Origin of the sequence: Sphingomonas panacisoli (genome assembly GCF_007859635.1) — a bacterium.
GTDB lineage: Bacteria > Pseudomonadota > Alphaproteobacteria > Sphingomonadales > Sphingomonadaceae > Sphingomonas > Sphingomonas panacisoli.
The window spans coordinates 799,024-823,842 of sequence record NZ_CP042306.1 but is presented as its reverse complement, the minus strand read 5'-3'; the positions used below and the strand labels follow the sequence as shown (position 1 = coordinate 823,842).

Genomic DNA, 24,819 nt, shown 5'->3' with positions numbered 1-24,819 from the left:
GGCCATGTCGAAGATATTCATCGACCGGCCGATCTTCGCCTGGGTCATCGCGATCATCATCATGCTGGTCGGCGCGGGCAGCATCTTCAGCCTGCCGGTCGAACAATTCCCCGACATCGCGCCGCCGACGATCAACATCCGCGCGAGCTATCCGGGCGCGTCCGCCGAAACGCTGGAGAACAGCGTCGCGCAGGTCATCGAACAGCAGCTGACCGGCATCGATGGGCTGCTCTACTTCAGCACTAATTCGTCGTCGCGCGGCCAGGTGTCGATCAGCGTCACCTTCGCGAAGGGCGTCGATCCCGACATCGCGCAGGTCCAGGTCCAGAATAAAGTGCAGCAGGCGCTCAGCCGCTTGCCCCAGCAGGTTCAGCAACAAGGGCTGACGGTCACGAAGTCGAACCCCGATTTCCTGCTGATCGCCGCAGTCTACGACACGACCGACCAGAAGACTAATCAGGACGTCTCGGACTTCATGGTCTCCAACCTGCAGGACCCGATCGGGCGCTTGAAGGGAGTCGGCGACACACAGGTGTTCGGCGCGCAATATGCGATGCGGATCTGGCTCGACCCCGACAAATTGGCCGCAGTCGGGCTGATCCCCGGTGACGTCGTCACGGCGATTACCGCGCAGAACGCCGAAGTCGCGGCAGGCGAGATCGGCGGCGTGCCGAGCGGTGCCGATCAATACCTCAACGCCACCGTCACCGCGCAATCGCGCCTTTCAACCCCCGCGCAATTCGCCAACATTGTCTTGAAGACGCAGCCCGACGGCTCCACCGTTCACCTGTCCGACGTGGCGCGCGTCGAACTGGGCGCGGAAAGCTATGCCGTGGTCAGCCGCGTCAACGGCCATCCGGGCGCCGGTATCGCGATCAGCCTGGCGCCCGGCGCCGACGCGCTGTCGACCGCCGAGCTCGTCAAGAACGAGATCACCGCGCGGTCCAAGAATTTCCCGCCCGGCTTCACCTACGATTTCCCGAACGATTCGACGACGTTCATCAAGCTGTCGATCGAGGACGTCGTGAAGACGCTGTTCGAAGCGATCGTACTGGTCGTGATCGTGATGTTCGTGTTCCTGCAAAGCTGGCGCGCGACCCTGATCCCGACGATCGCGGTGCCGGTGGTGTTGCTCGGTACGTTCGGAGTGTTCGCTGTCGCCGGTTTTTCGATCAACACGCTAACGCTGTTCGGGCTAGTGCTCGCGATCGGCCTGCTCGTCGACGACGCGATCGTCGTGGTCGAGAATGTCGAGCGCGTGATGCACGAAAACCCGGAGATGAGCCCCCGCGACGCGACGGTCAAATCGATGGGCGAGATCCAGATTGCGCTGGTTGCGATCGCATTGGTGCTGTCGGCAGTGTTCCTGCCGATGGCGTTCTTCGGCGGTTCGACCGGCGTCATCTATCGCCAATTCTCGCTGACGATCGTGTCGGCAATGGCACTGTCGGTGATCGTCGCGCTGATCCTGACCCCGGCGCTGACCGCGACCATGCTCAAGCGCAAGGAAGACGAGAACCACGACACCTGGGTCTATCGCAAGACCGAGGGCGCGCGAAACTGGTTCAACGACCGGTTCGAGCGGCTGGTCAATTGGTATACCGGCGCTGTGGCGCGCGTGGTCGATCGCAAATGGCTGTTCCTCGCGATCTACGCCGTCGTCATCGCGATCCTGGCGATCATGTTCGTCCGCCTGCCGACCGGCTTCCTGCCAACCGAGGACCAGGGTTTCGCCCAGGTCCAGTTCAACCTGCCCGGCGGCGCCACGATCAACCGCACGCGCGAGGCGCAGAAGGCGATTGAGGATTATTTCATCAAGACCGAGGGCAAGAACGTCCAGGCGATCTTCACCGTCGCAGGCGCGTCCGGCGGCGGCGGCGGTGGGCAGAATGCCGGACGCGGCTTCATCGCATTGAAGGACTGGGCCGACCGCAAGGGCAGCGACAACGGCGCCGACGCGATCACCCGCCGCGCCAATCAGGCACTCGCTGGACTGCGCGACGTCGAAGTCTTCACGACCGTACCGGGCGCGGTGCGTGGTTTGGGCCAGTCGTCCGGCTTCACGATCGAATTGCAAAACACCGGCGGCCTGACCCGCGACCAGTTCAAGGCCGCGCGCGATCAATTGCTCGCCGACGCTCGCGCCGATCCCGATCTGGCCAATGTGCGCCTCAGCGACTTGCCCGACCAGCCGACGCTGAAGGTCGATGTCGATCCGCAGAAGCTCGCGGTGCTCGGGCTGACCCAGGCAGACGTCAATACGACGCTGTCGACCGCGTGGGGCGGGCGCTACGTGAATGACTTCAACGATCGCGGCCGCGTGAAGCGCGTTTATGTCCAGGGCGATGCGCCGTATCGCTCGACGCCTCAGGATATCGGGCGTTGGTATGTGCGCGGGTCGAGCGGGCAGATGACGCCGTTCTCGGCGTTCGCGACGACCGGCTGGTCCAACGCGCCGACCTCGCTCAGCCGCTTCAACGGCATCGCGTCGTACGAGATTTCGGGCCAATCGGCGCCGGGCAAGAGTTCGGGCGATGCGCTCAAGAAGATCGAGGAACTCGCCGCCAAGAACCAGGGCGTGTCGATCGAACTGAGCGGCGCGTCGTATCAGGAACGGCTGTCGGGCGGCCAGGCGCCGATCCTGTACGGTCTGTCGCTGCTCGTCGTCTTCCTGTGTCTCGCCGCGCTCTATGAAAGCTGGACCATCCCGGTGGCTGTGCTGCTGGTGATCCCACTTGGTCTTGTCGGCGCGATCTTCGCGGTGACGCTGCGCGGGTTGCAGAACGACGTCTATCTCCAGATCGGCCTGCTGACGACGATGGGCTTGGCGGCGAAGAACGCGATCCTGATGATCGAGTTCGCCGAGCAGGCGGAGAAGCAGGGCAAACGCGTGATCGACGCCGCACTGGAAGCCGCGCGCATCCGTCTCCGCCCGATTCTCATGACGAGCTTTGCCTTCATCTTCGGCGTGTTGCCGTTGGCGATTTCGAACGGCGCGGGTGCGAACAGCCGCATCGCGATCGGCACCGCGGTGATCGGCGGGATGCTGACCGCGACCTTGCTCGCCGTGTTCTACATCCCGCTGTTCTTCGTGCTCGTGCGTCGCGGCGTACGCGACGGCATGAAGAAGCTGCGCCACGAACATCCCGCGCCGCCGCCGGAACCGGAGGCTGCATGATCCGCCGTGCCATCTCTTTCGTCGCGATCACCGGCCTGACCGCCTGCTCGCTGGCGCCGACCTATGTCCGCCCGGAGACGCCGGTGCCGCCGAGCTGGCCGGTAGGCGACGCGTATCTGCGCTCGAGCGAAGCGACCCTGCCGACGGTGAGGTACCAGGACATCTTCCGCGATCCGCGGCTGCAATCGATCATCGCGCAGGCGCTAACCAACAACCGCGACTTGCGGATCGCCGCTGCCAATATCGCGGTCGCGCGGGGCCAGTTCCGTATTCAGCGCGCCGAATTGCTGCCGGAGATCGACGCCAGCGCCGGCGTGACCGCGCGCAACGGCAACAGTACGACGAGCACGGGCACCGGCACGACGACCGGATCGACCGGCGGCGGCACGCGGACCAGCTTTACGGCGAACGTCGGCATTACCGGGTTCGAGATCGACCTGTTCGGCCGCATCCAGTCGCTGACCACCGCCGCGCAGAATCGCTATTTCGCAACCGAGGCGGCGGCGCGCGCGACGCGACTGACGCTGATCGGCGACATCGCGGATGCGTGGCTGGCCTATGCGTCGGACAAGAGCCTGCTCAAGATCGCGCAGGACACCGCCGCCAGCGCCGGCAAGAGCGTCGATCTCACCAAGAAGCGCCTCGACGGCGGCATCGCGCCGCGCACCGATCTGCGTCAGGCGCAACTCGTGCTTGACGGCGCGAAAGCGGACCTGGCGCAGCAGACAACGGCGCTCGCGCAGGACATCAACGCGCTGCAACTGCTGGTCGGCGCGCCGGTCGATCCCGCGCTGTTGCCGAACTCGATCGACGAGGCCGCGGCGACCGTTGCCGAATTGCCGGCGGGGCTCGATTCGTCGGTCCTGCTGCGCCGCCCCGACGTGGTCGAGGCCGAATATCAGCTTCGTGCCGCCAATGCCGATATCGGCGCGGCGCGTGCGGAACTGTTCCCGCGCATCACCTTGACCGGGTTGATCGGCTTCGCGAGCAACGCGCTCGGCGCGTTGTTCAGCGGTGGTGCGTTCAACTGGCAGGCCGGTGGCGCGGCGAGCTATCCGATCTTCCGAGCCGGTGCCGGCCGCGCCAATGTCGATGTGAGCAAGGCACAACGCGACCTTGCGCTCGCGACGTACGAAAAGTCGATCCAGACCGCCTTCCGTGAAGTCGCCGACGCGCTCGCCCGGCGTGGCACGATCACCGACCAGCTAAATGCAACGCGTGATCAGCAGGCGGCGGCGCTCGACAATTACAAGCTGTCGGACGCCCGGTATCGCGGCGGGATCGACAGCTTCCTGCAAAGCCTCGACGCGCAACGGTCGCTCTATTCGGCCGAGCGGACGCTGGTGACCACGCAACTGACGCGCGCGGGCAATCTGGTGACGCTGTATCGCACGCTCGGCGGAGATTCGCTGGTCGAGGCGACGAAGAGCGGGCCGCAGCCCGCTCCCACGCCGGCCCCTTAACCGAACAGCTTGGCCGCGACTTCGGCGACACGGCGGCCCTGGTAACGGGCGCCGTCCAGATCGACCTGGCTCGGCTGGCGGCTGCCGTCGCCGTCGGCCAGCGTGCTGGCGCCGTAGGGCGAGCCGCCATGGACTTCCTTCACGCCCTGTAGCCCGGCATAGCCATAATCGAGCCCGACGATCGTCAAGCCGAAATGCAGCAAATTGGTGATGATCGAGAACTGCGTCGTTTCCTGACCGCCGTGCTGCGTCGCGGTCGAGGTGAACGCCGCACCGACCTTGCCGTTGAGCCCGCCGGTCGCCCAAACGCCACCGGCGGTATCCCAGAACGACGCCATCTGGCTGGCCATGCGGCCGAACCGAGTCGGCGATCCGACGACGATCGCGTCGTAATTCTTGAGCGCGTCGGGGCCTTCGATGACCAGGTGGGCAATGTCTGTCTTGAACCCGGCCGCCTCGATCACCGCCTGCGGTGCGGTTTCGGGGACGCGGCGGATATCCACCTCGGCGCCGGCGCCACGTGCGCCCTCGGCGATGGCGTCGGCCATCTGCTCCATGTGACCGTAGGACGAATAATAGAGGACGAGAACCTTGGGCATTGTGCTTCCTTTCAGCAAACTCCCGTCACCCCAGCGCAAGCTGGGGTCTCGAGCAGGGGAGGAAACCGCTTGAGATGCCAGCGTTCGCTGGCATGACGGATGGGGTTATTCGGCGTCGACCAAGACGATCTCGGCGTCTTCCAGTGTTGTGACGGTCACCGTCTGGCCGCCCGACAGCGCAACGCCGTCACGCGCATCGAAGCGTTGACCGTCGATCTCGATCGCGCCGGTCGCGGGGACCAGATACGCATGACGCCCTTCGCCCACCGCGTGCGTTAATGTGTCGCCCGCGGTAACGGTCGCCGCCATGACACGCGCATCGGCACGGATCGGCAGCGCGTCGGTATCCTCGGCAAAGCCGCTCGCCAGCGTGACGAACTTGCCGCTGCGGTCACCCTTGGGGAAAGGCTTCGCGCCCCAGCTCGGCGAACCGCCCAGCCGCTTCGGCTCGATCCAGATCTGGAACAGCGTCGTCGGTTCGGTCTCGAGGTTGTATTCGGCATGCCGCACGCCGGTGCCCGCGCTCATCACCTGGACGTCGCCGGCCTCGGTCTTGCCGACATTGCCCATCGAGTCCTGATGCGTGATCGCGCCCGAGCGGACATAGGTGATGATCTCCATGTCGCGGTGCGGATGCGGCGGAAAGCCGCTGTTCGGGGCGATTTTGTCGTCGTTCCACACGCGGATCGCGCCCCAGCTCATCCGGGCGGGGTCATAATAGTCGGCGAAGCTGAAATGGTGGCGCGCATCGAGCCAACCATGATCGGCATGGCCGAGGCTGTCGAAGGGGCGGCGTTCTACTTTGGTGTCGGTGTCGATCATCGTGGATCTCCTTGCTTGCCGCCAAGATAGGAGATGCCGTCCACGCGTAAATGGAAACGATTGAAACGGATTGTTTCCCATCCTAACGTCATGCTGAACTTGTTTCAGCATCCATGCGATGCACCTGCCTCAAGCGGATCGCTGATGGAGGCTGGCTCGCATAGACCCTGAAACAAGTTCAGGGTGACGGCAGGAGGAAGGATGAAGCTCCCCGATTTCGAGGCATGGGCCATTTTCGCTACCGTCGCGGAGCATCGCTCGTTCAGCGCCGCCGCCGACGCGCTCGGCGTGTCCAAGGCGACGGTGTCGAAGGCGATCACGCGGTTGGAAGCGTCGCTCGGCACGTCGCTGTTCCACCGCACGTCGCGCCGGCTGACGCTGACCGAGAGCGGCATCACGCTGTCCGATCACGCCCAGCGCATCCTCGCCGAGGGACACGCCGCGGAGGAAACCGCGCACGACGCGGCCAGCGCGCCCGCGGGCATGATCCGCGTCGCCGCGCCGATGACGTTCGGCATCGCCTATGTCGCACCCGCCATCGCCGACTTCATGACGGCGCATCCGGCGGTGCAGATCGACCTCAGACTGTCCGACGCGAAGGTGGATATCGTCGCTGACGGGATCGACCTCGCGCTGCGTATCGCCGATCTGCCCGACAGCTCACTGCGCGCGCGCCGCCTCGCCCCGGTCGAGACGCGCGTCGTCGCCGCGCCCGCCTACCTCGAACGCCATGGCCGCCCGCGCCATCCGCTCGATCTCGGCGAGCACGACATATTTGCCTATGCCAACGTGCCGAGCACGACCTGGACCTTCCGCGGCCCTGACGGTGCCGAAGTCGCCGTGCGGCCGAACGGGCGCTTTACCACCGACAGCGGCGATGCGATGCTGCCGTTGCTTCATGCGGGACTGGGGATCGCGCGCTTGCCGGATTTTATCGTCGATACGGAGATTGCGGCGGGCCGGCTCGAGGCAATCCTGACCGAATGGACGGGGCCCGCGACCGCGCTGCATCTCGTTACGCCGCCCAGCCCTTTGCGCCCGGTCCGCGTCGAATTGCTGATCGACTTCCTCGCGGAACGGTTCCGTCAGCTGTGCGCCAGCCGCGCGTGAAGCGGCTCACGCCCGACGCCGACGATGCGCGGTTCATCCGCCGGGTTTTCCTGGTCATCCTGATCGGCGCGCTGACGATCGCGCTCTACCGCGTCGGCACATTGCTGATCCTGGCCTTCGGATCGGTGCTGGGCGCGATCACCATTCACGCCATCGCCGAACGGCTGCATCGCCATCTGCGCGTACCTGCACGTCACGCAATCGGGCTCGCAATGCTGGCGGCGCTGGCTGCCACCGGGTTCCTGATCTGGCTGCTCACCGCGCAATTCGGCGCGCAGATCAACGCGCTGATCGTCGAAACGCCGCAGTTGCTTACCCGCCTCGCCGCCTGGATGTCGCAATCGGCGGTGGGCGCGAAGATCGTGGAGGCGGTCCAGACCGGTTACGCAGGCGCGCAGGCGACGCAGGATTTGGGGCAAATCGCGCGGGGCGGCACCGACGCGGTGCTCAACACGATCCTGCTGATCGTCGGCGCAATGTTCTTCGCAATCGAACCGCAACGCTATCGCGACGGGCTGTTGCTGCTGCTGCCCAGGGGCAAGCGCGGCGCGTTCGGCGACGCGTTCGACGATCTCGGCCGCAACCTGCGGCTGTGGCTGCGCGCGCAGATCATCCTGATGCTGCTGATGGGCACGTCGATCGGCATCGGTTTGTGGCTGTCGGGCGTGCCGTCCGCTGCCGCGCTGGGACTGCTCGCGGGGATGAGCGAGTTCATTCCCTATATCGGGCCGACCGTCGCGATGCTGCCCGCGTTAGGTCTCGCCGCGAACACCGGAACGGGCCCGCTGATCGGCGCGATCGTGACCTATGCGATCGTCCGGATCGTCCAGGATTTGATCGTCACACCGATCATCCAGAATCGTGTCATCGCGATTCCGCCGGCGATCACGTTGTTCGCGATGGTCGGCATCGGTTATATTTTCGGGCTCACCGGGCTAGTTTTTGCTGCGCCGTTGCTGGTCGCGATTTTCGCGCTCACGCACTCGTTGTACGTCCGTGAGACACTCGGCGAAAACACCGATAGGGTCGATTGACTCCCAACTCCAAACGAGTCCTTCGACAGGCGATTTCGCGCGACTCGTGGAGTCAGGCCGGTTAGCGAAGAATTAACCTTTTACCTTCAGAGGTGCTTAGGTTAATGGATTGCGTCGAACCGCGTCGTCATGGGGCACGGCGGGGCTCGAAAACAGGGGAATGCCGCATGCGCGTGCTGCTGATCGAAGACGAGCCGACGACCGCCAAGGCGATCGAGCTGATGCTCACGACCGAAGGCTTCAACGTCTACACGACCGACCTGGGCGAAGAGGGCTTGGACCTCGGCAAGCTCTATGATTACGACATCATCCTGCTCGACCTGAACCTGCCGGACATGCATGGTTACGACGTGCTCAAGAAATTGCGCGTTGCTCGTGTCCAGACGCCGGTGCTGATCCTGTCGGGCATCAGCGAGATGGACAGCAAGGTGCGCTCGTTCGGCTTCGGTGCCGACGATTACGTCACCAAGCCGTTCCACCGCGAAGAACTGACCGCGCGCATCCACGCCGTCGTCCGCCGTTCGAAGGGTCATTCACAGTCGGTGATCAAGACCGGCAAGCTGGCGGTGAATCTGGACGCCAAGACCGTCGAAGTCGACGGCGCCCGCGTCCACCTGACTGGCAAGGAATATGCGATGCTGGAGCTGCTCTCGCTCCGCAAGGGCACGACGCTGACCAAGGAAATGTTCCTGAACCACCTGTATGGCGGCATGGACGAGCCCGAACTCAAGATCATCGACGTCTTCATCTGCAAGCTGCGCAAGAAGCTCAGCCTGGCGACCGACGGCGAAAACTACATCGAGACCGTATGGGGCCGCGGCTACGTGCTGCGCGAAGCCGACGAGGTAGTCGAGGCGAAGGTCGCGTAAACGACCGACGCTTTCGAGGGGGACGGGCCGCGGTGTTGGGGAACGCCGCGGCCCTTTTCTTTTGGGCTATTGCTTGCGCACGTACACCTTCTGCCCGCCGATCCACGTTTCCTCTACCTTCGTCGCGCGGAGGTCGGTGGGGCTCGACAGGAACGGGTCGCGATCGACGATGATGAAATCGGCGGCCTGGCCCGGCGCGAGGCGGCCGAACTTGTCTTCGGCGAACCCGGCATAGGCGCCGCCCGCGGTGAACGCCCACCAAGCCTGTTCGCGCGTCACCTTTTCCTCGGGGCGCCAGCCGCCGAACGGTTCGCCATTGGCGTCCTGGCGCGTGAACGCCGCCGCCCAGCCCGCCCAGGGATCGGGGCTTTCGACCGGATAGTCGCTACCGAACGCCAACGGCACGCCGTTCTTGAGCATCGTCGCCCAAGCATAGCCGCCGGCCAGCCGGTCGGCGCCTAGCCGCGCTTCGGCCATCTTCATGTCCGACGTCGCGTGCGTGGGCTGCATCGACGCGATCACCTTCAGCGTCGCGAAGCGCGGCAGGTCGGCGGGGTCGATGATCTGGGCATGCTCGATCCGCCAGCGGCGGTCGCCCTTATAGGTCGGCGATAACGCCTCGATCGCGTCGAGGACCTGACGGTTTGCCTTGTCGCCGATCGCATGGACCGCGACCTGATAGCCGTCCATCGCGGCGCGGCTCATCAAATTCTGGATCAGCGTGTCGCTCATGAACCCCGCGCCCGATTGGCCCGGCGCGTCGCTATACGGCTTGAGCAGCCACGCCCCGCGCGACCCGAGCGCGCCGTCGGCGTAGAGCTTCACCCCGCCCATCCGCAGGCGGTCGCCGTACAGCCACGGGGTCGGTCCGTTGCCGCCGACGCGGATCGCGGTCTCGATACCCGCGCCGTAGCTCATGATCCGCACCATCAGCGCACCGCGATCGCCCATGCGGCGCATCGCGAGCCAATCATCCATCGACGTGCCCATGTCCGACGTCGCGGTGATGCCGAACGCGAGCAGGATCTCCTGCGCCTTCTGCAACGCGAAGTCGCGTTCCTTGGGCAGTGGCTGCGGCACGACCTTGTCGATCAAGCCTTGCGCCGAATCGACGAACACGCCGGACGGCTCGGCGCCCGTCTTTTCGATGCGGCCGCCGTCGGGGGTCGCGGTCTTGGCGGTTACGCCTGCCGCCTTGATCGCGGCGCTGTTGGCCCAAGAGGCATGGCCGTCGGCGCGGCTCAGCCAGACCGGGCGATCCCCGACGACGCTGTCGAGATCGGCGGCGGTGGGAAAGCGGCCGAGACCCCATTTCTCCTGGTTCCACCCGCCGCCGATGATCCACTTTTTTTCCGGATTGGCGGCGACATAAGCGGCGATCTTGGCCTTGGCCTCGTCGAGCGACTTGGTGGCCGACAGATCGAGTTCGAGCGCGCGGAAGCCGAGTTCGAGTACATGTCCGTGCGCGTCGATGAACCCGGGCAGCAACGTCCGACCCTTCTGATTGGACAGCCAATCCGGTCGCTCGGGCCGCTTGTCACCCGACTGGAGCAGCTTCACGACCTTGCCGTCGCGGCCGATCACGATGCCAGTGAAATGGATCACCTGTCCCTTGGCGTCCATCGTCATGCCGTTGACGTTGTCGATCACCCCATCGGCGAGCGCCGGGGTCGCGACCATCGACAGCGCGACGGCCGCGGCGAACAATTTGCGAAACGATCCGATCATGACATTCTTCACCGGGGCAATCTCCTGATCAGGGCGCTGGTATCCTGCCGCGCGCCCCCCATTTTTTGTACTTCGGCATAGGAATTGATCGACCAACGCGGTCATCGGCAACAGCGCGCCGTTGCGGCCCGCCTCGTCGAGCGCGAGGCCGAGATCCTTGCGCATCCAGTCGATCGCGAAACCGAAATCGAATTCGTCCTTCGCCATGGTCGGCCAGCGATTGACCATCTGCCAGCTTTGCGCTGCGCCGCCGGAGACCGCGTCGAGCACTTTGTCGACGTCGAGCTTGCTCGCCTGGGCAAAGCGGAGCGCCTCGCTGACGCCTTGCAGCACGCCGGCGATCGCGATCTGGTTCACCATTTTGGTTGTCTGGCCAGCACCTGGCCCACCGATATGGACGATCCGGGCGGCGTAAGCCTGCATGAGCGGTTCGGCGAGCGCCATGGCGTCGGCGGACCCGCCGCACATGATCGACAGCTTGCCGTTCTCGGCCCCCGCCTGCCCACCCGAAACCGGCGCATCGACTGCGAGCAGTCCGCGCTTCTCCGCTTCGTTGGCTAATCGGCGTGCGATATCGGCAGACACCGTCGTGTGATCGATGAACAACGCGCCCGCCCGCATCGCGCCGAACGCGCCATCATCGCCCAGCGTCACCGCCGCGAGATCGTCGTCATTGCCGACGCACGTCAGCACCGCATCCTGGTCACGCGCGGCCTCGGCCGGCGTCGCGGCGCTTTTGCCGCCATGCTTGGCGACCCACGCCGCCGCCTTCTCGCTCGTTCGGTTATAGACCGTGACGTCGTGTCCCGCCGCCGCGAGATGCCGTGCGATCGGGGCGCCCATCACGCCCAGTCCGATGAATGCCACTCTTGCCATGTGCGGCGCATAAGCATTGTTCCCCCGCCACGCCAGATGGTCTAGGCGGCGAGCATGACCTCCCCCATCCCCGTCACGATCGACGACATCCGTGCCGCGCACGATCGCATCCGCGCCAACATCGTCCGCACGCCGACCTTCATCAGCAAGACGCTGAGCGACCTGACTGGCGCGACGGTCTATCTGAAGTTCGAGAACCTGCAGTTCACCGCAGCCTATAAGGAGCGCGGGGCGCTCAACACGTTGCTGTTGCTCGACGACGAGGCGCGATCGAAGGGCGTCATCGCGGCGTCGGCCGGCAATCACGCGCAGGGGCTCGCCTATCACGCCAACCGGCTGGGTATCCCGTCGACCATCGTCATGCCGACCAACACGCCGACGGTGAAGGTCGTCCAGACCGAAGGTCACGGTGCGACGGTAATCCTGGAAGGCGATACGTTCGACGCCGCCTATGCGCATGCCCGCGAACTCGAGGCCGAACGCGGCTACACCTTCGTCCACCCGTTCGACGATCCGCGCATCGTCGCGGGCGCCGGGACGGTCGCGATCGAAATGCTGGAGGACGTGCCGACGATCGACACGTTCATCACGCCGATCGGGGGCGGCGGGCTGATCAGCGGGATGGCGGTCGTGGCGAAAGCAGCCGACCACCCGGTGCACGTCATCGGCGTCGAAGCCGAACTGTTCCCGTCGATGTACAACCGCATCAAGGGCACCCAATATCCCTGCGGCGGCGACACGCTGGCGGAAGGCATCGCGGTCAAGGAGCCAGGCGGAATCACCTCGGCAATCGTCCGCGAATTGGTCGACGACATCCTGTTGGTCAGCGAGCGCAACCTGGAGCATGCGGTCAGCCTGCTGCTACAGATCGAGAAATCGGTGGTCGAAGGTGCGGGCGCGGCCGGCTTGGCGGCGTTGCTCGATCACCCCGAGCGATTCGCCGGACACACCGTCGGCGTCGTATTGTGCGGCGGCAATATCGATACGCGATTGCTTGCCAACGTACTGCTACGCGACCTCGCGCGGTCGGGCCGGCTGGCGCGGCTGCGGATCAAGCTGCAGGATCAGCCGGGCGCGCTGTTCAATGTCGCGCGCATTTTCCACGAACAGCGCATCAACATCATCGAGGTCTATCACCAGCGCGTGTTCACCTCGTTGCCGGCCAAGGGTCTGATCACCGACATCGAGTGCGAAGCGCGCGACCGCGACCATCTCGACCGTCTGATCGCCGCGCTGAAGGCCGCCGACTACGAAGTTCACCCGGTCGAACTGGCATAAAAAAAGGGCGGCGCGCCGATCGCGCACCGCCCTTTTTCTCTAAAGCTGTGAGGCGCTTACGCGCTCTTCGCCTTATTGTCCTTGCTGGCGCCGATCGCGACGATCGCGATCACGCCGACAACGACGAGCGCAGCGAGGATCGCGCCACCAGCGAACTTGCTGTTCTTGGCGGTCGGCGTGCTCGCGCGGACGCTCTTGGCAACCGACAGCGACGCCGCCGGATTCGCCGGCGCAGCCGAGGCAGCGATCGGCATTGCAGCGATCGCAAGCGCGGTCATGGCGCCAATCATTGACTTAATCATGCGGCAGTCTCCCTTTTTGTACTCACGACGGCATGGCAACCATGACGCCGATACTGGATATTGGTTCCCGGTCCTACAAAAGTATCGCGGGAATGCAAGCTTTTCGGCCGGGTTTCGCTACGCCAGGACGGTTTAACGACAGGTTAGCTGCTTTACCGTGGCGGAGATGCAACTGTTTCGGCGGGCTGCAATCTCGGTCCGGTCGCCTTGCGGCCCAGCGCGTTGATGTCATCCAGCGCCGTTACGAGGTCGCGATATTTGGGATTTGCGCGCATCTGCTGCATCAGCGTCACGGTGTGGATACGGCCGTTCACGCGCCGCGTCAGCGAGCAATCGATGCCGTCCATGATGTATGGCTTCTGCGGGGGTACGATGCGCTGTTCGAATCGGGCGACGTCGAGCTGGCGCCAGATCTTGGCCACCTCGCCCCGCGTCGCACGCGCGCGCTGCACCTCGGGCAGGCGCCGGGTTACCTTGAATACCTGCCCGGTCGCCGTCACGCGAACAAACTCGAGCCGCCCGTCGATCCCCCCCGCTGCAGGCGGTTTCGACATAGTCCACCCCGCGCGGCGCTATCGGCAGCACCGGCTGCATCTGCTGTGCCGATGCGGGGGCTGCAACGGCGACCATCGACGCGAAGAGGGCAATACGCATGCTCGTTTCTCCTTCGCGGTCGAGCTAGCGCCGCTCGCCTGAACCGAAGCTTGCGGCGAAGCGAATCGCACGTGCGACGGGCGCCCTTGCACCGCAGAGTCCGGCGGATCATCTTGTGTCCGAAGACGGACCGAGTTCGTTATCCCCGCCATTAACCTTCTTTGATGGTAAAGCCGCTTTTCATCATGCGCGGCTCGATTCATAGTGCGTGCGTCCGCCGGATTCGCCGGCATTCGAAGGGGACCCATCGGCGGTGACCGCGCCTTTCCGTTTTCCGCGCTTTTTCGTGACCTCGCCGTCGCCGTGCCCCTATCTGCCGGGCCGGCAGGAGCGGAAGGTATTCACCGAACTCAACGGCCCGCATGCCGGCGAACTGAACGACGCGCTCGGCCGGATCGGGTTTCGCCGCAGCCAATCGGTCGCCTATCGCCCGAGCTGCGCGGGTTGCTCGGCATGCGTGTCGGTCCGCGTCGTCACCCCGGATTTCAAGCCCAACGCCAGCCAGCGCAAGATCCTGCGCCGCCACGCCGATCTGGAAGTCACGGCGTGCAACCCCTGGGCGACCGACGAGCAGTTCCAGTTGCTCCGCCGCTATCTCGGCGCGCGGCATCCCGCGGGCGGCATGACGTTGATGGATGACGGCGATTATGCCGACATGGTCGAACAGTCGCCGGTCAATTCGGTCGTGGTCGAATATCGCGAGCCCAGTCTGCATGGCGAGCGTGGCCGGCTGGTCGGCGCGTGTCTGACCGACCAGCAGGTCGACGGGCTCAGCATGATCTACAGCTTCTTCGTCGCGGATGAGGCGGAGCGGCCGGGGCTCGGCAATTTCATCATCATGGATCACATCATGCGCGCGCGCGCCGCAGGCTTGCCGTACGTGTATCTGGGCTATTGGGTGAAGGGGTCGGCGCGGATGGCGTACAAGACGCGCTATCGCCCGCTCGAGGTACTCGGGCCAAACGGCTGGTCGATCCTCGCCGACGAGAACGCGACCTATTCGCCGCCGATCCACCCGGTCGAACAGGCGCTCGCGCTGTCGAGCGAAGTCGCCTAGACCCCGCTGACCATCGCGATCCCGGTCAGGTCCAGCGCGCTCGCGACGCGGGCGTGGTCTTCGCCCGCCGACAGGCCGAGCACCGGATCGAACCCGACCCAGCCGATCCCGTCGACATAGGCTTCCGCCCAGACATGCGGGCGCGATCCGCTGCCTTGCGCCAGATAACCCGACACGCACCGCGCGGGACGAGCCAGCCGCCGCGCCGCGGCGACGAAAGATGCCGCCAGAATATCGGCTGCGACCGCATCGGCACGGCGATACAGCGCGACGTTGGCGAGGTGCAACCGCTCGACCGCGTCGTCGGCGACCCCTGCATCGACCGCCAGCGCGGTCAGTTCGGGCACGGCATCGGCGCCCGGCCTCAGAAAGAGTTCCGGCGGCAACGGCTCCGGATGCGCCGCGCTGAGGATGCCGTTCGACGGGCCGGTAAACACCTCGCCCGTCACGTGAAATTCGATGCCGTCGATCGGCCCCTCGGCATAAACCATCGTCAGGACATTGCCGTACCCATCCCGCGTCGTCCGCAACCGCGCGTCGCAATCGGGCCAGATCCGCCACCCCGACACCGTCTGATCGTGATGATCCTCCGGCGTCACGCGAAGCGACAGCGCGACGGACGGACGGGGGAACGGAAACGCGACGGTCAGCGTGTGATCGATCGCAATCCGCATCAGGAGAACTTGAACTGCCGGCCGATCGCGAAGTGGAGCTTCGCATTCTCTTCGATGAACGCTTCGAGATATTGGTGGAGCCCGTTGACGATGATGTCGGCCGAGCGCGTCTTGGCGATGCGCGTATGCCGCGCGCGGGCCATGCGGTCGGCCTCGCCGTGATGCCCGGTGCGCTTGGCGAGCTGCGATAGCAACTCCACGGTTTCGTCCGCCGACGCCGCCAAGCTGCGCGGCAGCTCGTGGCGCGCGATCAACAGGTCGATGACGTTCGCCGGCTGCAACCCGTCATTGTAGAGCCAGCGGTAAGCGGTGACGGCGGACACCGTCTGCAGGATCGTCGTCCATTGGTCGCGGTCGACCACGCCGCCGACGGTTTCTCCGGCGGGCAGCAGGATATGGTATTTGACGTCGAGCAGGCGCGCGGTGTTGTCGGCGCGCTCGACTGCCTGGCCCAACCGGATGAACCACGTGGCCTGGTTCTTGAGCATGTGATGGATCGCACCCTCGAACCCGCGCGTCTCAGCCTTGACCGCTTCGATCAGGTTCATCGTCGCGGTGGCACCGCCCGGCGACGAGCGGCCGTCGAAGATCAGCCACGCACGGTTTATCCCGGTCCAAGCGTCGCGGGTGAGCGCGGTGCGAACCGCGCGCGCATTGTTCCGCGCGCGATCTAGGCAGCTGACGATCGACCCCGGATGGCTGGTGTCGAGCGTCAGGAAGCGCGCGACCGACTGCTGGGTCAGGTTCGCGCCGCTCGCCTTGAACGCGTCGGCGGCATCGATCACCGCGAGGGCGCTGCCCCACGCGACCTCGCCCGCCGGGCGCGGCGAAAGGACATCGAGCCGCACGGTCGCCTCGACCAGCCGCGCGATGAAATCGGCGCGTTCGACGTATCGCCCGAGCCAGTAGAGCGACGAGGCTGTCCGCGACAGCATCAGCTCTGCGCCTGTGATTGCGAAGGACCGTTGTCCATCAGCACGAAACTATCCTTGGTCCCGCCGCCCTGCGACGAGTTCACGACCAGCGACCCCTCGCGCAAAGCGACGCGGGTCAGGCCGCCGGGTACGACCTGGATGCCCTTCGATCCCGTCAGGACGAACGGTCGGAAATCGACATGGCGCGGGGCGAGACCCTGCTCCACCAAAGTCGGGACCGTCGACAGCGCGAGCGTCGGCTGCGCGATGTAGCGTTGCGGCTCGGCGACCAACGCCGCGCGGAAATTGGCGATCTCGTCCTTCGACGCGGTCGGCCCGACCAGCATCCCGTACCCGCCCGATCCGTCCACCAATTTCACCACCAATTCTTCGAGATGATCGAGCGTATATTGCAACGCTTCGGGCTCGCGGCACCGGAAGGTCTGGACGTTGGGCAGCTTCGCGTCGGCGCCGGTATAATAGCGCACGATTTCGGGCATGTAGCTGTAGATCGCCTTGTCGTCGGCGATGCCGTTGCCCGGCGCATTGATGATCGCGACGTTGCCCGCGGCATAGGCCGCGATCAGCCCGCGCACGCCCAGTGCCGAATCCGGACGGAACACCAACGGATCGAGGAAATCGTCGTCGATCCGGCGATAGATGACGTCGACCTTCACTCGCCCGGCGATCGTCCGCATCCATACGATATCGTCGTCGACGATCAGGTCGGCGGCTTCGACCAGCTCGACCCCCATCGAATCGGCGAGGAAGCTGTGCTCGTAATAGGCCGAATTATAGTGCCCCGGCGTCAGCACGACGCAGACCGGATTGTTGCCGGTATGCTCGGGCGCGACCGACTTCATCGTCTGGAGCAGGCGGTCGGGATAAGAGTCTACTGCCGCCACGCGGAACTGACGGAAGAGTTCGGGGCACAGCCGCAGCATCGCCTCGCGATTTTCGAGCATGTAGCTGACGCCCGACGGGGTGCGCGCATTGTCCTCCAGCACGAAGAAATCGTCCGGCCCGGTCCGCACCAGGTCGATCCCGCAGATGTGCGCCCAGATGCCGTGCGGCGGCCGCATTCCCGCGATCTCAGGGCGGAATTGTGCATTGCCGAAGATCAAGTCGTTGGGAAGAATCCCCTCCTTCAGGATCTTCCGCTCGCCATAGATGTCGTCGAGGAACAGGTTGATCGCCTCGACGCGCTGGACCAGCCCTTCGGACAATCGATCCCATTCATCCTTCAGGAACACGCGCGGGACGATATCGAATGGGATGATCCGCTCGCTCGCATCCTCGTCGCCATAGACCGCGAAGGTGATGCCGAGCTGGCGGAACGTGGCCTCGGCGGATTGCTGGCGGCGGCGGAGTTCGGCGGAGTCGGTGGTGTCGAGCCAGTCCCCGAGCGCGGCGAGCGCGGCGCGCGGCTGGCGTGATCCGGCCGTACCCATGATCTCGTCGAACGCCGGTCCTACTGCCATTCGTCCCCCAAAGCGCCGTCAGGCGTCAGGGTTCCATGCTGCTATGGAATGTTGCGGCGCACAAGGGCGAACTGGGCTGACCCAGATCAGCGCGCTATCGCGCTTTGCTTAAGCCATTCCTTCTCGAACGCCGCTCGGGCGTCGGCAACCAGTTTGGGCAACAGCGTCGGGCGCAGGAATTGGTCGCCCTTGAGCTTCGTGACATCCGCCTGCTCGGGATGCGCGGGCAGCACGACGTCGGCTTTCAGCGCCGCCATCCGGTCGAAGGTCGCGCGATAGTCGGCCACGATGCCGGGATATTGTCGGTTGCCGACCAGCTTGTTGCCCGCGACCGTCATGCTGCACGGAAACACGATCGTCTTGATGCCGGTCTTGATCCGCACCGGCAGCACCCAGGTCGTACAGCCCGCGGTGTGGCCGGGCGTCGCGATCGCGGTCATCGTCACGCCGCCCAGCGTCACCTTCTCGCCATCTGCCAGCACGCGATCGACCTTCACCGGGGCGAAGGTGCCGACATAGTTCTGGTCGCCGAAATGCTTGCCGTTCTCGAGCGCCCAGACATCACCCTTCATCGCCATCATCGTCGCGCCGGTGTCGCGCTTGAGGTGCGCGAGGCCGTCGGCATGATCGAAGTGCGCGTGGCTGTTGAGCAGGATCTTCACGTCGCTCAGCTTGATCCCGAGCGATTTGATGTTCGCCTCGATCGCCGGGACGTTCGCTTCCATCGTCCCGTCGAGCAGGATCGCGCCCTTGGGCGTCGTGATCAGATACGCGGCGAGCCCCTCGCTCCCGACATAATAGAGGTTGCCGATAATGTGGAACGGCGCGATCGGGCGCGTCCAGGCGGGCGGGTCGCTGGCACCGATGGCCAGCAGCGCGGACAGCGCAACGATCATCCGGGCGATCATAGTTCCTCCAGCATCGACGGGGTAAGCACTTGCGGCAGGACGCGTGGCTCGCCACCGCCCGCGGGGTAATAGAGATAGAGCGGCACGCCGGCGCGGTTGTGCGATTCGATGAAGCGGCCGAGCACCGGGTCGCCGTTGGTCCAGTCGCCGACCAGAACGGCGACGTTCTTGCGCTTGAACGCCGCTTGCGCACGGTCGGTGTCGATCGCGACGCGCTCGTTGACCTTGCACGTCAGGCACCAATCGGCGGTGAAATAGGCGAAGACCGGGCGGCCCTGCTGGCGCAGATCGGCGAGCCTGGCTTCGCTGAACGTCTGCTCGCCGCCAGCGACGGCCTTGGGCACAGGCCGCACCAGCCACACGCTCGCAACCGCGATCGCGACCAGCATGAGCGCGGCCGGCAGTCCGACCGCCAGACCGCGCGCTTGCCGGCGACCCGCTGCCCACAGCACGATCCCGAATCCAAGCCCCGCCAGCAGCGCGAGCGCCATGCCGTCGACCCCCGCCTGCTTGCCGAGCACCCAGGCGAGCGCAACCGCGGTCAGCCACATCGGGATCGACAATATGCGCCGCAAATTGTCCATCCACGCGCCGGGCCTGGGCAGCTTGCGGCGAAGCGCGGGGACGAACCCGAGTAGCAGGAACGGCAGCGCGAGGCCCAGCCCCAGACCGGCGAATACCGCGAGCGCGGCCAGCCATGGCAGCACCAGCGCCGCCCCCAGCGCTGCACCCATGAACGGCCCGGTGCACGGCGTCGCGACAAACGCCGCCAGCGCGCCGGTCGCGAACGCGCCACTCGCGCCGCCCGACTGCGCGGCGAAACGCGGCACGGGCAGCTCGAACAATCCAGCCAAGTTGAGCGCGATTCCGATCGTCAACAGCAGGAGCAGCACGACGACACGCGGATCCTGCAGCTGGAACGCCCAACCCGCCGCGCTCCCCCCGGCGCGCAACGCCAGGATCGTCGCGCCGAGCGCCAGGCAAACCGCGATCGCGCCGGCGGTGTAGGCCAACGCCTCGTGCCGAGCGGCGCGCTCGTCGCCCCCGGCGCGCGCGAGGCTCAGCGCCTTCAGGCTCAGGATCGGGAATACGCACGGCATGACGTTGAGGATCAGCCCACCGAGCACCGCGCTGGCGAAGGCGATCAGGATCGCCGCGAGATCGCCGCCGCCTACCTTCCCGACCGCAACCGTCCCAGGCGACGCCGTCACCGCCAACGCGCGGCCGTCGACGCTCAGCACGCCTTCGAGCGGCCCGCCGCCTTTGCCCTTGGTCGCCAGGATCAAGCGATCGCCGTCGCGGCTCACGACCTGCGGCGACGCATATTCGATCACCCCCGTCGAGACGGGGTAGAAATACGCGCCCTCGCCCTTGGCGCTCGCCGGATACGGCACCGCGATCCGCACCTCGCCGTTCGCCGCCTGATACGTCGCCGCCGACCCGAGCGGCTGCGGCAGGGCGCGGCGCCACGAATCGAACGTCGCCCGCTGCGCCGGATCGATCGCGCCGTCGCCGACCGTCAGCGTGATCGCGAAATCGCCCTGCTCCGGCACGCACAATTGTGTCGTGCAGACCAGATACGTCATGTGCAGCTTGATCGGCAGTGTGGTGCCGGCCGGCAGGCCCGCGGGAATTTTGAGCGTCACGATCGGCGCGTACGGCCGTTCGAACACATAGTTCATCAAGTTCGCGATCAGCAGCCGTTGGGGTGCCGGATAGACCGGCGCGCTCGCCGTCACGCCTTGCGGCAACGTCCAGTCGAGCTTCGCCGGAAATCCCGCATCCCCCGGATTCTGCCAGTAACCGTGCCAGCCCGGCTGCGGCGTGGTGTCGAGCGCGATCGCGACCTCGCCGCCGGCCCTAGGCGTGTCGCTTTCCGCGACTAGCCCGATCCGGAGATGCGGACCGGCATCGTCCTGCGCACGCGCCGGCATCGCCCATGCGACGACGCCAAGCATCAGCGTCACAATCATGAAACCGAATGCCCGCATGCGACCTCTTGTCACCCGTCCCGCCGCCGCGCCATAGCTGGTCGGTAAGCCAACGCCTATCCCGATCCCTCGGAGGTCTCCGATGCGTTTTATCCCGTTCGCACCCCTCGCCCTCCTGCTCGCCTCGCCCCTCGCCGCACAAGACACACCGCCACCGGCAGCCGAGCCTGCACGACCCGCGCCGAAGCTGATCGTGGTGATCTCCGTCGACCAATTCTCCGCCGATCTGTTCGCGGAATATCGCAACCGGTTCACCGGCGGGTTCAAACGGCTGCTCGACGGCGCGGTGTTTCCGGCAGGCTATCAGAGCCATGCGGCGACCGAGACGTGCCCCGGTCACTCGACGATCATGACCGGCGATCGCCCGGCGCGGACGGGCATCATCGCCAACGACTGGGTCGATCTGAACGGCCCGCGCCCCGGCATGGTCTATTGCGCCGAGGACGAGCGCGTCCCGGGTTCGAGCTTCAGCAACTATACCGCGTCCGACATCAAGCTGCGCGTGCCGACCCTCGGCGAGCGCCTGAAGAACGCCGACCCGCGCGTCCGCACCGTGTCGGTCGCGGGCAAGGACCGCGCGGCGATCATGATGGGCGGCCACAAGGTCGATCAGCTCTGGTTCTGGCGCGACGGCAAGGGGTTCATCTCCTATAGCGACCGCGCCATTCCCGCCTCGGTCGGACGTGCAAACGTCACCGCGGAAGCGCAGATCGCCAAGCCCGGCGCGGCTCTAGTCGAGCCTGCCTGGTGCAAGTCGATCGACCGGCCGATCGTCGCCAACGGCAAGACGGTCGGCAACGGCCGCTTCGCGCGTCCTGCGAAAAACGAAGGACTGTGGAAGGCCTCACCCGCATTCGACACCGCGATCTTCGGCCTCGCGACGGCGATGGTGCAGGACATGAAGCTCGGGCGCGGCCCGTCGGTCGACGTGCTGACGGTCGGTGCGTCGGCGACCGACTATGTCGGGCATGGCTTCGGCACCGAGGGGTCGGAGATGTGCATCCAGCTCGCCAATCTCGACCAGACGCTGGGCAAATTCTTCGCGATGCTCGACAAGACCGGCGTCGATTACGTCGTCGCGCTGACCGCGGACCATGGCGGCAACGATATCCCAGAACGCGAGCGCGAGCGCGGCATGCCGATGGCGGCGCGGATGGACTTGACGGTCAACATCAAGACGGTGGGCGACGACATCGCCGGAACGCTGGGGCTGAAAGGGCCGCTGCTGTTCGGCGGGGTGAATGGCGATGTGTGGATCAGCAACAAGCTGTCCCCGGCGGACCGGGATCGCGTCCGCGATGCGGCGGTGAAACGCTACGCCGCCAACCCGCAGGTCGCTGCGGTCTTCACCAAGCCGGAAATCGCCGCGGCGACCCTGCCCGCCGGGCCGCCAGAGACGTGGAGCCTCCTCCAGCGCGCCCGCGCCTCGTTCGATACCGAGCGATCGGGCGATATCTCGATCTTCCTGAAACCGCGTATCACCCCGATCCCGCCGGCGACCACGCCCGCCGGCACGATCGCGACGCATGGCAGTATCTGGGATTACGACCGCCGCGTGCCGATCCTGTTCTGGCGCCGGGGGATGGCGGGGTTCGAACAGCCGCTGTCGGTGGAGACGGTCGACATCATGCCGAGCCTCGCCGCGTTGGTCGGCTTCGCGCTGGCGCCGGGCGAGATCGATGGCCGCTGTCTCGATCTCGACGGCGGACCGGGAAGTAGCTGCCCCTAACGCTGTTCGTAAGGCCGGATGCCCGGCGCGAGCTTGTTTGCGCCGACCGCCAGTTGATCGCGGCCGACATTCGCGACGAACGCCGGGCTCTTGCCGAAATTGGGCGGAAGCGTCGCGACGTTATCGACCACCTTCAGCCCGGCCGACGAATAGGTCCGCGCTTCGGCCGCGACGACGATGAAGCCGCTCCAATTTTCCTTGTCGGACCCGTCGGCGAAGGTGTTGCGCGCGATCAGGCCGGTGCCGCCTTCCGACAGGTCGATCATGTAGTTGGTCTTGCGGCCTTCGCTGTCGTCGAAGCTGTTGTCGGTGATCGACAGGTTCGGCACGCGCAGCTTGACGTAATGCCCGCCGCGTCCACGCTCGAACCGCGACCGCGTGATCGTGACCGACCCCTGATTGGCAAGGTAGATCGAATGCGCGCAATCGGTCGCGTCGTCGCATGTGCCGAGCCCGGCGAAGGTCGAGCGCTCGATCACGATCTTCTGCCCCGTCGGCTGGCCACCGAGAATGCCCTCCTGGCTGTCGAGGAACATCGAATTGCGCACGGTCAGATTGCCCATCTCTGTCCGGATGCCCGCGCCGTTGCCGTCGGCGACGCGGATGTTGCGGAACACGATGCCGTCCACCACTGAACTCGCCCCGCGTAGCACGAACGCGGCTTTGCCCTCGCACGCTTCGCCGTCGAAGATCGCGGTGCCGGGCTGGACCGCCTTGAACGTGATGTTGCCACCGGCTTGCACGGTGCATTGCTTGTAGACGCCCGGCGCGATCAGGATCGTCGCGGTCCCCATCCGGATCGATTGCACCGCGTCGTCGAGCGTGGCGAAGCCCTGCCCGGTTTCCTGCACCGTGAACGGCGCCGACACGGATTGCGCGACGGCCGGCGCGGCGATCAGCGGCAGCAAGGCGATGAGGATTCGGCGCATGGGTAACTCCTTTGCGCCGTCGATAACGACGACGCCTTGTCGGCAAATGGCGAATGTCGGTTAACGGCGCGGGAGAAGGTGAATCGAGGAGCGAAGACGTAAATACGTCTGGGTACCTGCCCGATTTTGGCACATCGGTTGGAAACTTGATTCAGGTCAACCATTCTGCCCATTGCGTATCGTTAACGTTTGGTTAATCAGTGCAATAGGGCCAGCGGCGCGATCTCCGTTCAGGGTAGGCGTTGCGCGTGTTGGCCGAGTCCAGAGGGGAAATTCATGAAGGCACTTTATCTCGCCGCGACCGCCATGGTCGTCCTGGCACCGGCCGCCGCATCGGCGCAGACCGTGTACAACACCAGCCTGCAGAACGTGACCGGCACGTTCGGGACCAGCACCGCGGCGACTACCACCGACGCGACGGGCACGCGCACGACCGTGACGGGCCCCGGCCCGAATGCCGACGCCAACCGCGCATACGGCACGCCGGTTATCGGCCAGTGGTACCAGGCCGCCGTCGGCGCCGGATCGACCATCGGTATTACGACCGACTATGCGCGCAGCGGCAACGGCTCTGCCTATTTCAACAGCACGCAGGGCGACACCGGCAAGGGCGATCTGGTTTATAATTTCGGCGCGGCCGGCGCATCGACCGCGATCGCGCTGTCCAGCCTGACCAGCCTGTCGTTCGACTTCTACCGGTCGAGCACATCGACCACCGATCCGAACCTGGCGCCAGTCCTTCGGCTCGGCATGCTCAAGAACGGCGTCTATGCCGGCACGCTCGTGCTGGAGAACGTCTACCAGAACCAGACGACCTCGCCCGTTGATACCTGGACGACGCTGACCGCCAATCTGAACAGCGGTATCTTCTGGGCGACCAAGGATTCGCTCGGCCCGACGTTTGCCAGTGCCAATGGCGGACAGAAGACGCTGGCGCAGTGGATCGCCGACAACGGCAATGCGAACCTGTCGGTCTACGGTCTCGAAATCGGGATCGGTTCGGGCTGGGGTGGCACGTTCTTCGGCGCAGTCGACAACGTACAGGCGAATTTCGGCACGGCCCTGTCTGTCAATTCGAACTTCGAAGTTCAAGCCGCCGCCGTGCCGGAACCGGCGACCTGGGCGATGATGATCATGGGCTTCGGTCTGATGGGCGCAAGCCTGCGTCGTCGTCAGGCGACCGTCCGCTTCGCCTGATCGAATCCAGCCGTAAAACGAAACGG

20 protein-coding genes and 1 pseudogene are annotated in these 24,819 nt (G+C 65.5%); 9 read left to right on the top strand and 12 right to left on the bottom strand.

All coding sequences use genetic code 11. The annotated features are described in order from the left end of the window. Nucleotides 1-4 precede the first annotated feature (4 nt). A complete protein-coding gene (locus FPZ24_RS04195) occupies nt 5-3,178 on the top strand; it encodes an efflux RND transporter permease subunit (protein WP_146569859.1) in 3,174 nt (1,057 codons plus the stop codon). Then, entirely contained in the window at nt 3,175-4,641 is a 1,467-nt protein-coding gene (locus FPZ24_RS04190) for an efflux transporter outer membrane subunit (RefSeq protein WP_146569858.1), read from the top strand. The genes FPZ24_RS04195 and FPZ24_RS04190 overlap by 4 nt, the downstream gene beginning before the upstream one ends. On the opposite strand, the gene wrbA is transcribed toward FPZ24_RS04190, so the two are convergent. Then, entirely contained in the window at nt 4,638-5,240 is a 603-nt protein-coding gene (gene wrbA / locus FPZ24_RS04185; RefSeq protein WP_146569857.1) for an NAD(P)H:quinone oxidoreductase, read from the bottom strand. The two genes, FPZ24_RS04190 and wrbA, sit on opposite strands and share 4 nt — an antisense overlap. A 105-nt stretch (nt 5,241-5,345) precedes the next feature. Next, on the bottom strand, nt 5,346-6,062 hold the full coding sequence (locus FPZ24_RS04180) for a pirin family protein (protein WP_146569856.1): 717 nt from the start codon (nt 6,060-6,062) through the stop codon (nt 5,346-5,348). A 201-nt stretch (nt 6,063-6,263) separates the two neighbouring features. Between FPZ24_RS04180 and FPZ24_RS04175 the strand changes: the two genes are divergently transcribed. From FPZ24_RS04175 to ctrA, 3 genes are all read left to right on the top strand, one after another. Continuing rightward, complete coding sequence (locus tag FPZ24_RS04175; RefSeq protein WP_146569855.1) at nt 6,264-7,172, top strand: LysR family transcriptional regulator; 909 nt, start codon at nt 6,264-6,266, stop codon at nt 7,170-7,172. Beyond that, nucleotides 7,169-8,206, top strand: a complete 1,038-nt coding sequence (locus FPZ24_RS04170; protein WP_146569854.1) for an AI-2E family transporter — start codon at nt 7,169-7,171, stop codon at nt 8,204-8,206. The genes FPZ24_RS04175 and FPZ24_RS04170 overlap by 4 nt, the downstream gene beginning before the upstream one ends. A gap of 167 nt (nt 8,207-8,373) precedes the next feature. Continuing rightward, nucleotides 8,374-9,075, top strand: a complete 702-nt coding sequence (ctrA, locus tag FPZ24_RS04165; RefSeq protein WP_146569853.1) for a response regulator transcription factor CtrA — start codon at nt 8,374-8,376, stop codon at nt 9,073-9,075. Between the two features lie 66 nt (nt 9,076-9,141). Here the strand turns inward: ctrA and FPZ24_RS04160 are convergent, their stop codons facing one another. Together FPZ24_RS04160 and FPZ24_RS04155 are read right to left on the bottom strand one after the other, a co-directional pair. Continuing rightward, nucleotides 9,142-10,803: an amidohydrolase gene (locus tag FPZ24_RS04160; protein WP_146574162.1), complete on the bottom strand. Its 1,662-nt coding sequence runs from the start codon at nt 10,801-10,803 to the stop codon at nt 9,142-9,144. 8 nt (nt 10,804-10,811) lie between these two features. Then, nucleotides 10,812-11,679 (bottom strand): annotated as a pseudogene (locus tag FPZ24_RS04155) (NAD(P)-dependent oxidoreductase). Nucleotides 11,680-11,733: 54 nt separating this feature from the next. Here FPZ24_RS04155 and FPZ24_RS04150 point away from each other — a divergent pair. After that, nucleotides 11,734-12,957, top strand: coding sequence for a threonine ammonia-lyase (locus tag FPZ24_RS04150; RefSeq protein ID WP_146569852.1), 1,224 nt, complete (start codon nt 11,734-11,736; stop codon nt 12,955-12,957). A 56-nt stretch (nt 12,958-13,013) separates the two neighbouring features. Here FPZ24_RS04150 and FPZ24_RS04145 read toward each other — a convergent pair whose 3' ends face one another. Both FPZ24_RS04145 and FPZ24_RS04140 read right to left on the bottom strand, forming a co-directional pair. Next, the gene (locus tag FPZ24_RS04145; protein ID WP_240047598.1) at nt 13,014-13,235 is read right to left on the bottom strand and encodes a hypothetical protein; all 222 of its coding nucleotides are present in this window, start codon (nt 13,233-13,235) and stop codon (nt 13,014-13,016) included. 176 nt (nt 13,236-13,411) lie between these two features. Next, a complete protein-coding gene (locus tag FPZ24_RS04140) occupies nt 13,412-13,813 on the bottom strand; it encodes a hypothetical protein (RefSeq protein WP_146569851.1) in 402 nt (133 codons plus the stop codon). A 353-nt stretch (nt 13,814-14,166) separates the two neighbouring features. On the opposite strand from FPZ24_RS04140, the gene FPZ24_RS04135 reads away from it, so the two are divergent. Then, nucleotides 14,167-14,970: an arginyltransferase gene (locus tag FPZ24_RS04135; protein WP_146569850.1), complete on the top strand. Its 804-nt coding sequence runs from the start codon at nt 14,167-14,169 to the stop codon at nt 14,968-14,970. Here FPZ24_RS04135 and FPZ24_RS04130 read toward each other — a convergent pair. The 5 genes from FPZ24_RS04130 to FPZ24_RS04110 form a co-directional block, all read right to left on the bottom strand. Beyond that, a complete protein-coding gene (locus FPZ24_RS04130; RefSeq protein WP_146569849.1) occupies nt 14,967-15,644 on the bottom strand; it encodes a transglutaminase domain-containing protein in 678 nt (225 codons plus the stop codon). The genes FPZ24_RS04135 and FPZ24_RS04130 overlap by 4 nt on opposite strands. Continuing rightward, entirely contained in the window at nt 15,644-16,579 is a 936-nt protein-coding gene (locus FPZ24_RS04125; protein WP_146569848.1) for an alpha-E domain-containing protein, read from the bottom strand. Before FPZ24_RS04125 ends, FPZ24_RS04130 begins: the two co-directional genes overlap by 1 nt. Further along, nucleotides 16,579-18,039 (bottom strand): circularly permuted type 2 ATP-grasp protein, encoded by a 1,461-nt coding sequence (locus tag FPZ24_RS04120; protein WP_146569847.1) that lies wholly within the window; start codon nt 18,037-18,039, stop codon nt 16,579-16,581. The genes FPZ24_RS04125 and FPZ24_RS04120 overlap by 1 nt, the downstream gene beginning before the upstream one ends. 86 nt (nt 18,040-18,125) lie before the next feature. Next, nucleotides 18,126-18,947: a subclass B3 metallo-beta-lactamase gene (gene bla / locus FPZ24_RS04115; RefSeq protein ID WP_205012862.1), complete on the bottom strand. Its 822-nt coding sequence runs from the start codon at nt 18,945-18,947 to the stop codon at nt 18,126-18,128. Further along, entirely contained in the window at nt 18,944-20,938 is a 1,995-nt protein-coding gene (locus FPZ24_RS04110; protein ID WP_146569846.1) for a protein-disulfide reductase DsbD family protein, read from the bottom strand. The genes bla and FPZ24_RS04110 overlap by 4 nt, the downstream gene beginning before the upstream one ends. Before the next feature lie 82 nt (nt 20,939-21,020). Here FPZ24_RS04110 and FPZ24_RS04105 point away from each other — a divergent pair, with 82 nt between their 5' ends. Beyond that, nucleotides 21,021-22,667, top strand: coding sequence for an alkaline phosphatase family protein (locus tag FPZ24_RS04105; RefSeq protein WP_146569845.1), 1,647 nt, complete (start codon nt 21,021-21,023; stop codon nt 22,665-22,667). On the opposite strand, the gene FPZ24_RS04100 is transcribed toward FPZ24_RS04105, so the two are convergent. Further along, nucleotides 22,664-23,596, bottom strand: coding sequence for a right-handed parallel beta-helix repeat-containing protein (locus FPZ24_RS04100; protein ID WP_146569844.1), 933 nt, complete (start codon nt 23,594-23,596; stop codon nt 22,664-22,666). The genes FPZ24_RS04105 and FPZ24_RS04100 overlap by 4 nt on opposite strands. Nucleotides 23,597-23,872: 276 nt before the next feature. On the opposite strand from FPZ24_RS04100, the gene FPZ24_RS17485 reads away from it, so the two are divergent. Further along, on the top strand, nt 23,873-24,793 hold the full coding sequence (locus FPZ24_RS17485) for a PEPxxWA-CTERM sorting domain-containing protein (protein WP_146569843.1): 921 nt from the start codon (nt 23,873-23,875) through the stop codon (nt 24,791-24,793). Nucleotides 24,794-24,819: the final 26 nt, after the last annotated feature.

Bases quoted from the DNA above. Each gene is read 5' to 3' on its own strand.
- FPZ24_RS04195 (WP_146569859.1), top strand. From the start codon at position 5: ATGTCGAAGATATTCATCGACCGGCCGATCTTCGCCTGGGTCATCGCG.
- FPZ24_RS04190 (WP_146569858.1), top strand. From the start codon at position 3,175: ATGATCCGCCGTGCCATCTCTTTCGTCGCGATCACCGGCCTGACCGCC.
- wrbA (WP_146569857.1), bottom strand. From the start codon at position 5,240: ATGCCCAAGGTTCTCGTCCTCTATTATTCGTCCTACGGTCACATGGAG.
- FPZ24_RS04180 (WP_146569856.1), bottom strand. From the start codon at position 6,062: ATGATCGACACCGACACCAAAGTAGAACGCCGCCCCTTCGACAGCCTC.
- FPZ24_RS04175 (WP_146569855.1), top strand. From the start codon at position 6,264: ATGAAGCTCCCCGATTTCGAGGCATGGGCCATTTTCGCTACCGTCGCG.
- ctrA (WP_146569853.1), top strand. From the start codon at position 8,374: ATGCGCGTGCTGCTGATCGAAGACGAGCCGACGACCGCCAAGGCGATC.
- FPZ24_RS04160 (WP_146574162.1), bottom strand. From the start codon at position 10,803: ATGATCGGATCGTTTCGCAAATTGTTCGCCGCGGCCGTCGCGCTGTCG.
- FPZ24_RS04150 (WP_146569852.1), top strand. From the start codon at position 11,734: ATGACCTCCCCCATCCCCGTCACGATCGACGACATCCGTGCCGCGCAC.
- FPZ24_RS04145 (WP_240047598.1), bottom strand. From the start codon at position 13,235: ATGACCGCGCTTGCGATCGCTGCAATGCCGATCGCTGCCTCGGCTGCG.
- FPZ24_RS04140 (WP_146569851.1), bottom strand. From the start codon at position 13,813: ATGTCGAAACCGCCTGCAGCGGGGGGGATCGACGGGCGGCTCGAGTTT.
- FPZ24_RS04130 (WP_146569849.1), bottom strand. From the start codon at position 15,644: ATGCGGATTGCGATCGATCACACGCTGACCGTCGCGTTTCCGTTCCCC.
- FPZ24_RS04125 (WP_146569848.1), bottom strand. From the start codon at position 16,579: ATGCTGTCGCGGACAGCCTCGTCGCTCTACTGGCTCGGGCGATACGTC.
- FPZ24_RS04120 (WP_146569847.1), bottom strand. From the start codon at position 18,039: ATGGCAGTAGGACCGGCGTTCGACGAGATCATGGGTACGGCCGGATCA.
- bla (WP_205012862.1), bottom strand. From the start codon at position 18,947: ATGATCGCCCGGATGATCGTTGCGCTGTCCGCGCTGCTGGCCATCGGT.
- FPZ24_RS04110 (WP_146569846.1), bottom strand. From the start codon at position 20,938: ATGCGGGCATTCGGTTTCATGATTGTGACGCTGATGCTTGGCGTCGTC.
- FPZ24_RS04105 (WP_146569845.1), top strand. From the start codon at position 21,021: ATGCGTTTTATCCCGTTCGCACCCCTCGCCCTCCTGCTCGCCTCGCCC.
- FPZ24_RS04100 (WP_146569844.1), bottom strand. From the start codon at position 23,596: ATGCGCCGAATCCTCATCGCCTTGCTGCCGCTGATCGCCGCGCCGGCC.
- FPZ24_RS17485 (WP_146569843.1), top strand. From the start codon at position 23,873: ATGAAGGCACTTTATCTCGCCGCGACCGCCATGGTCGTCCTGGCACCG.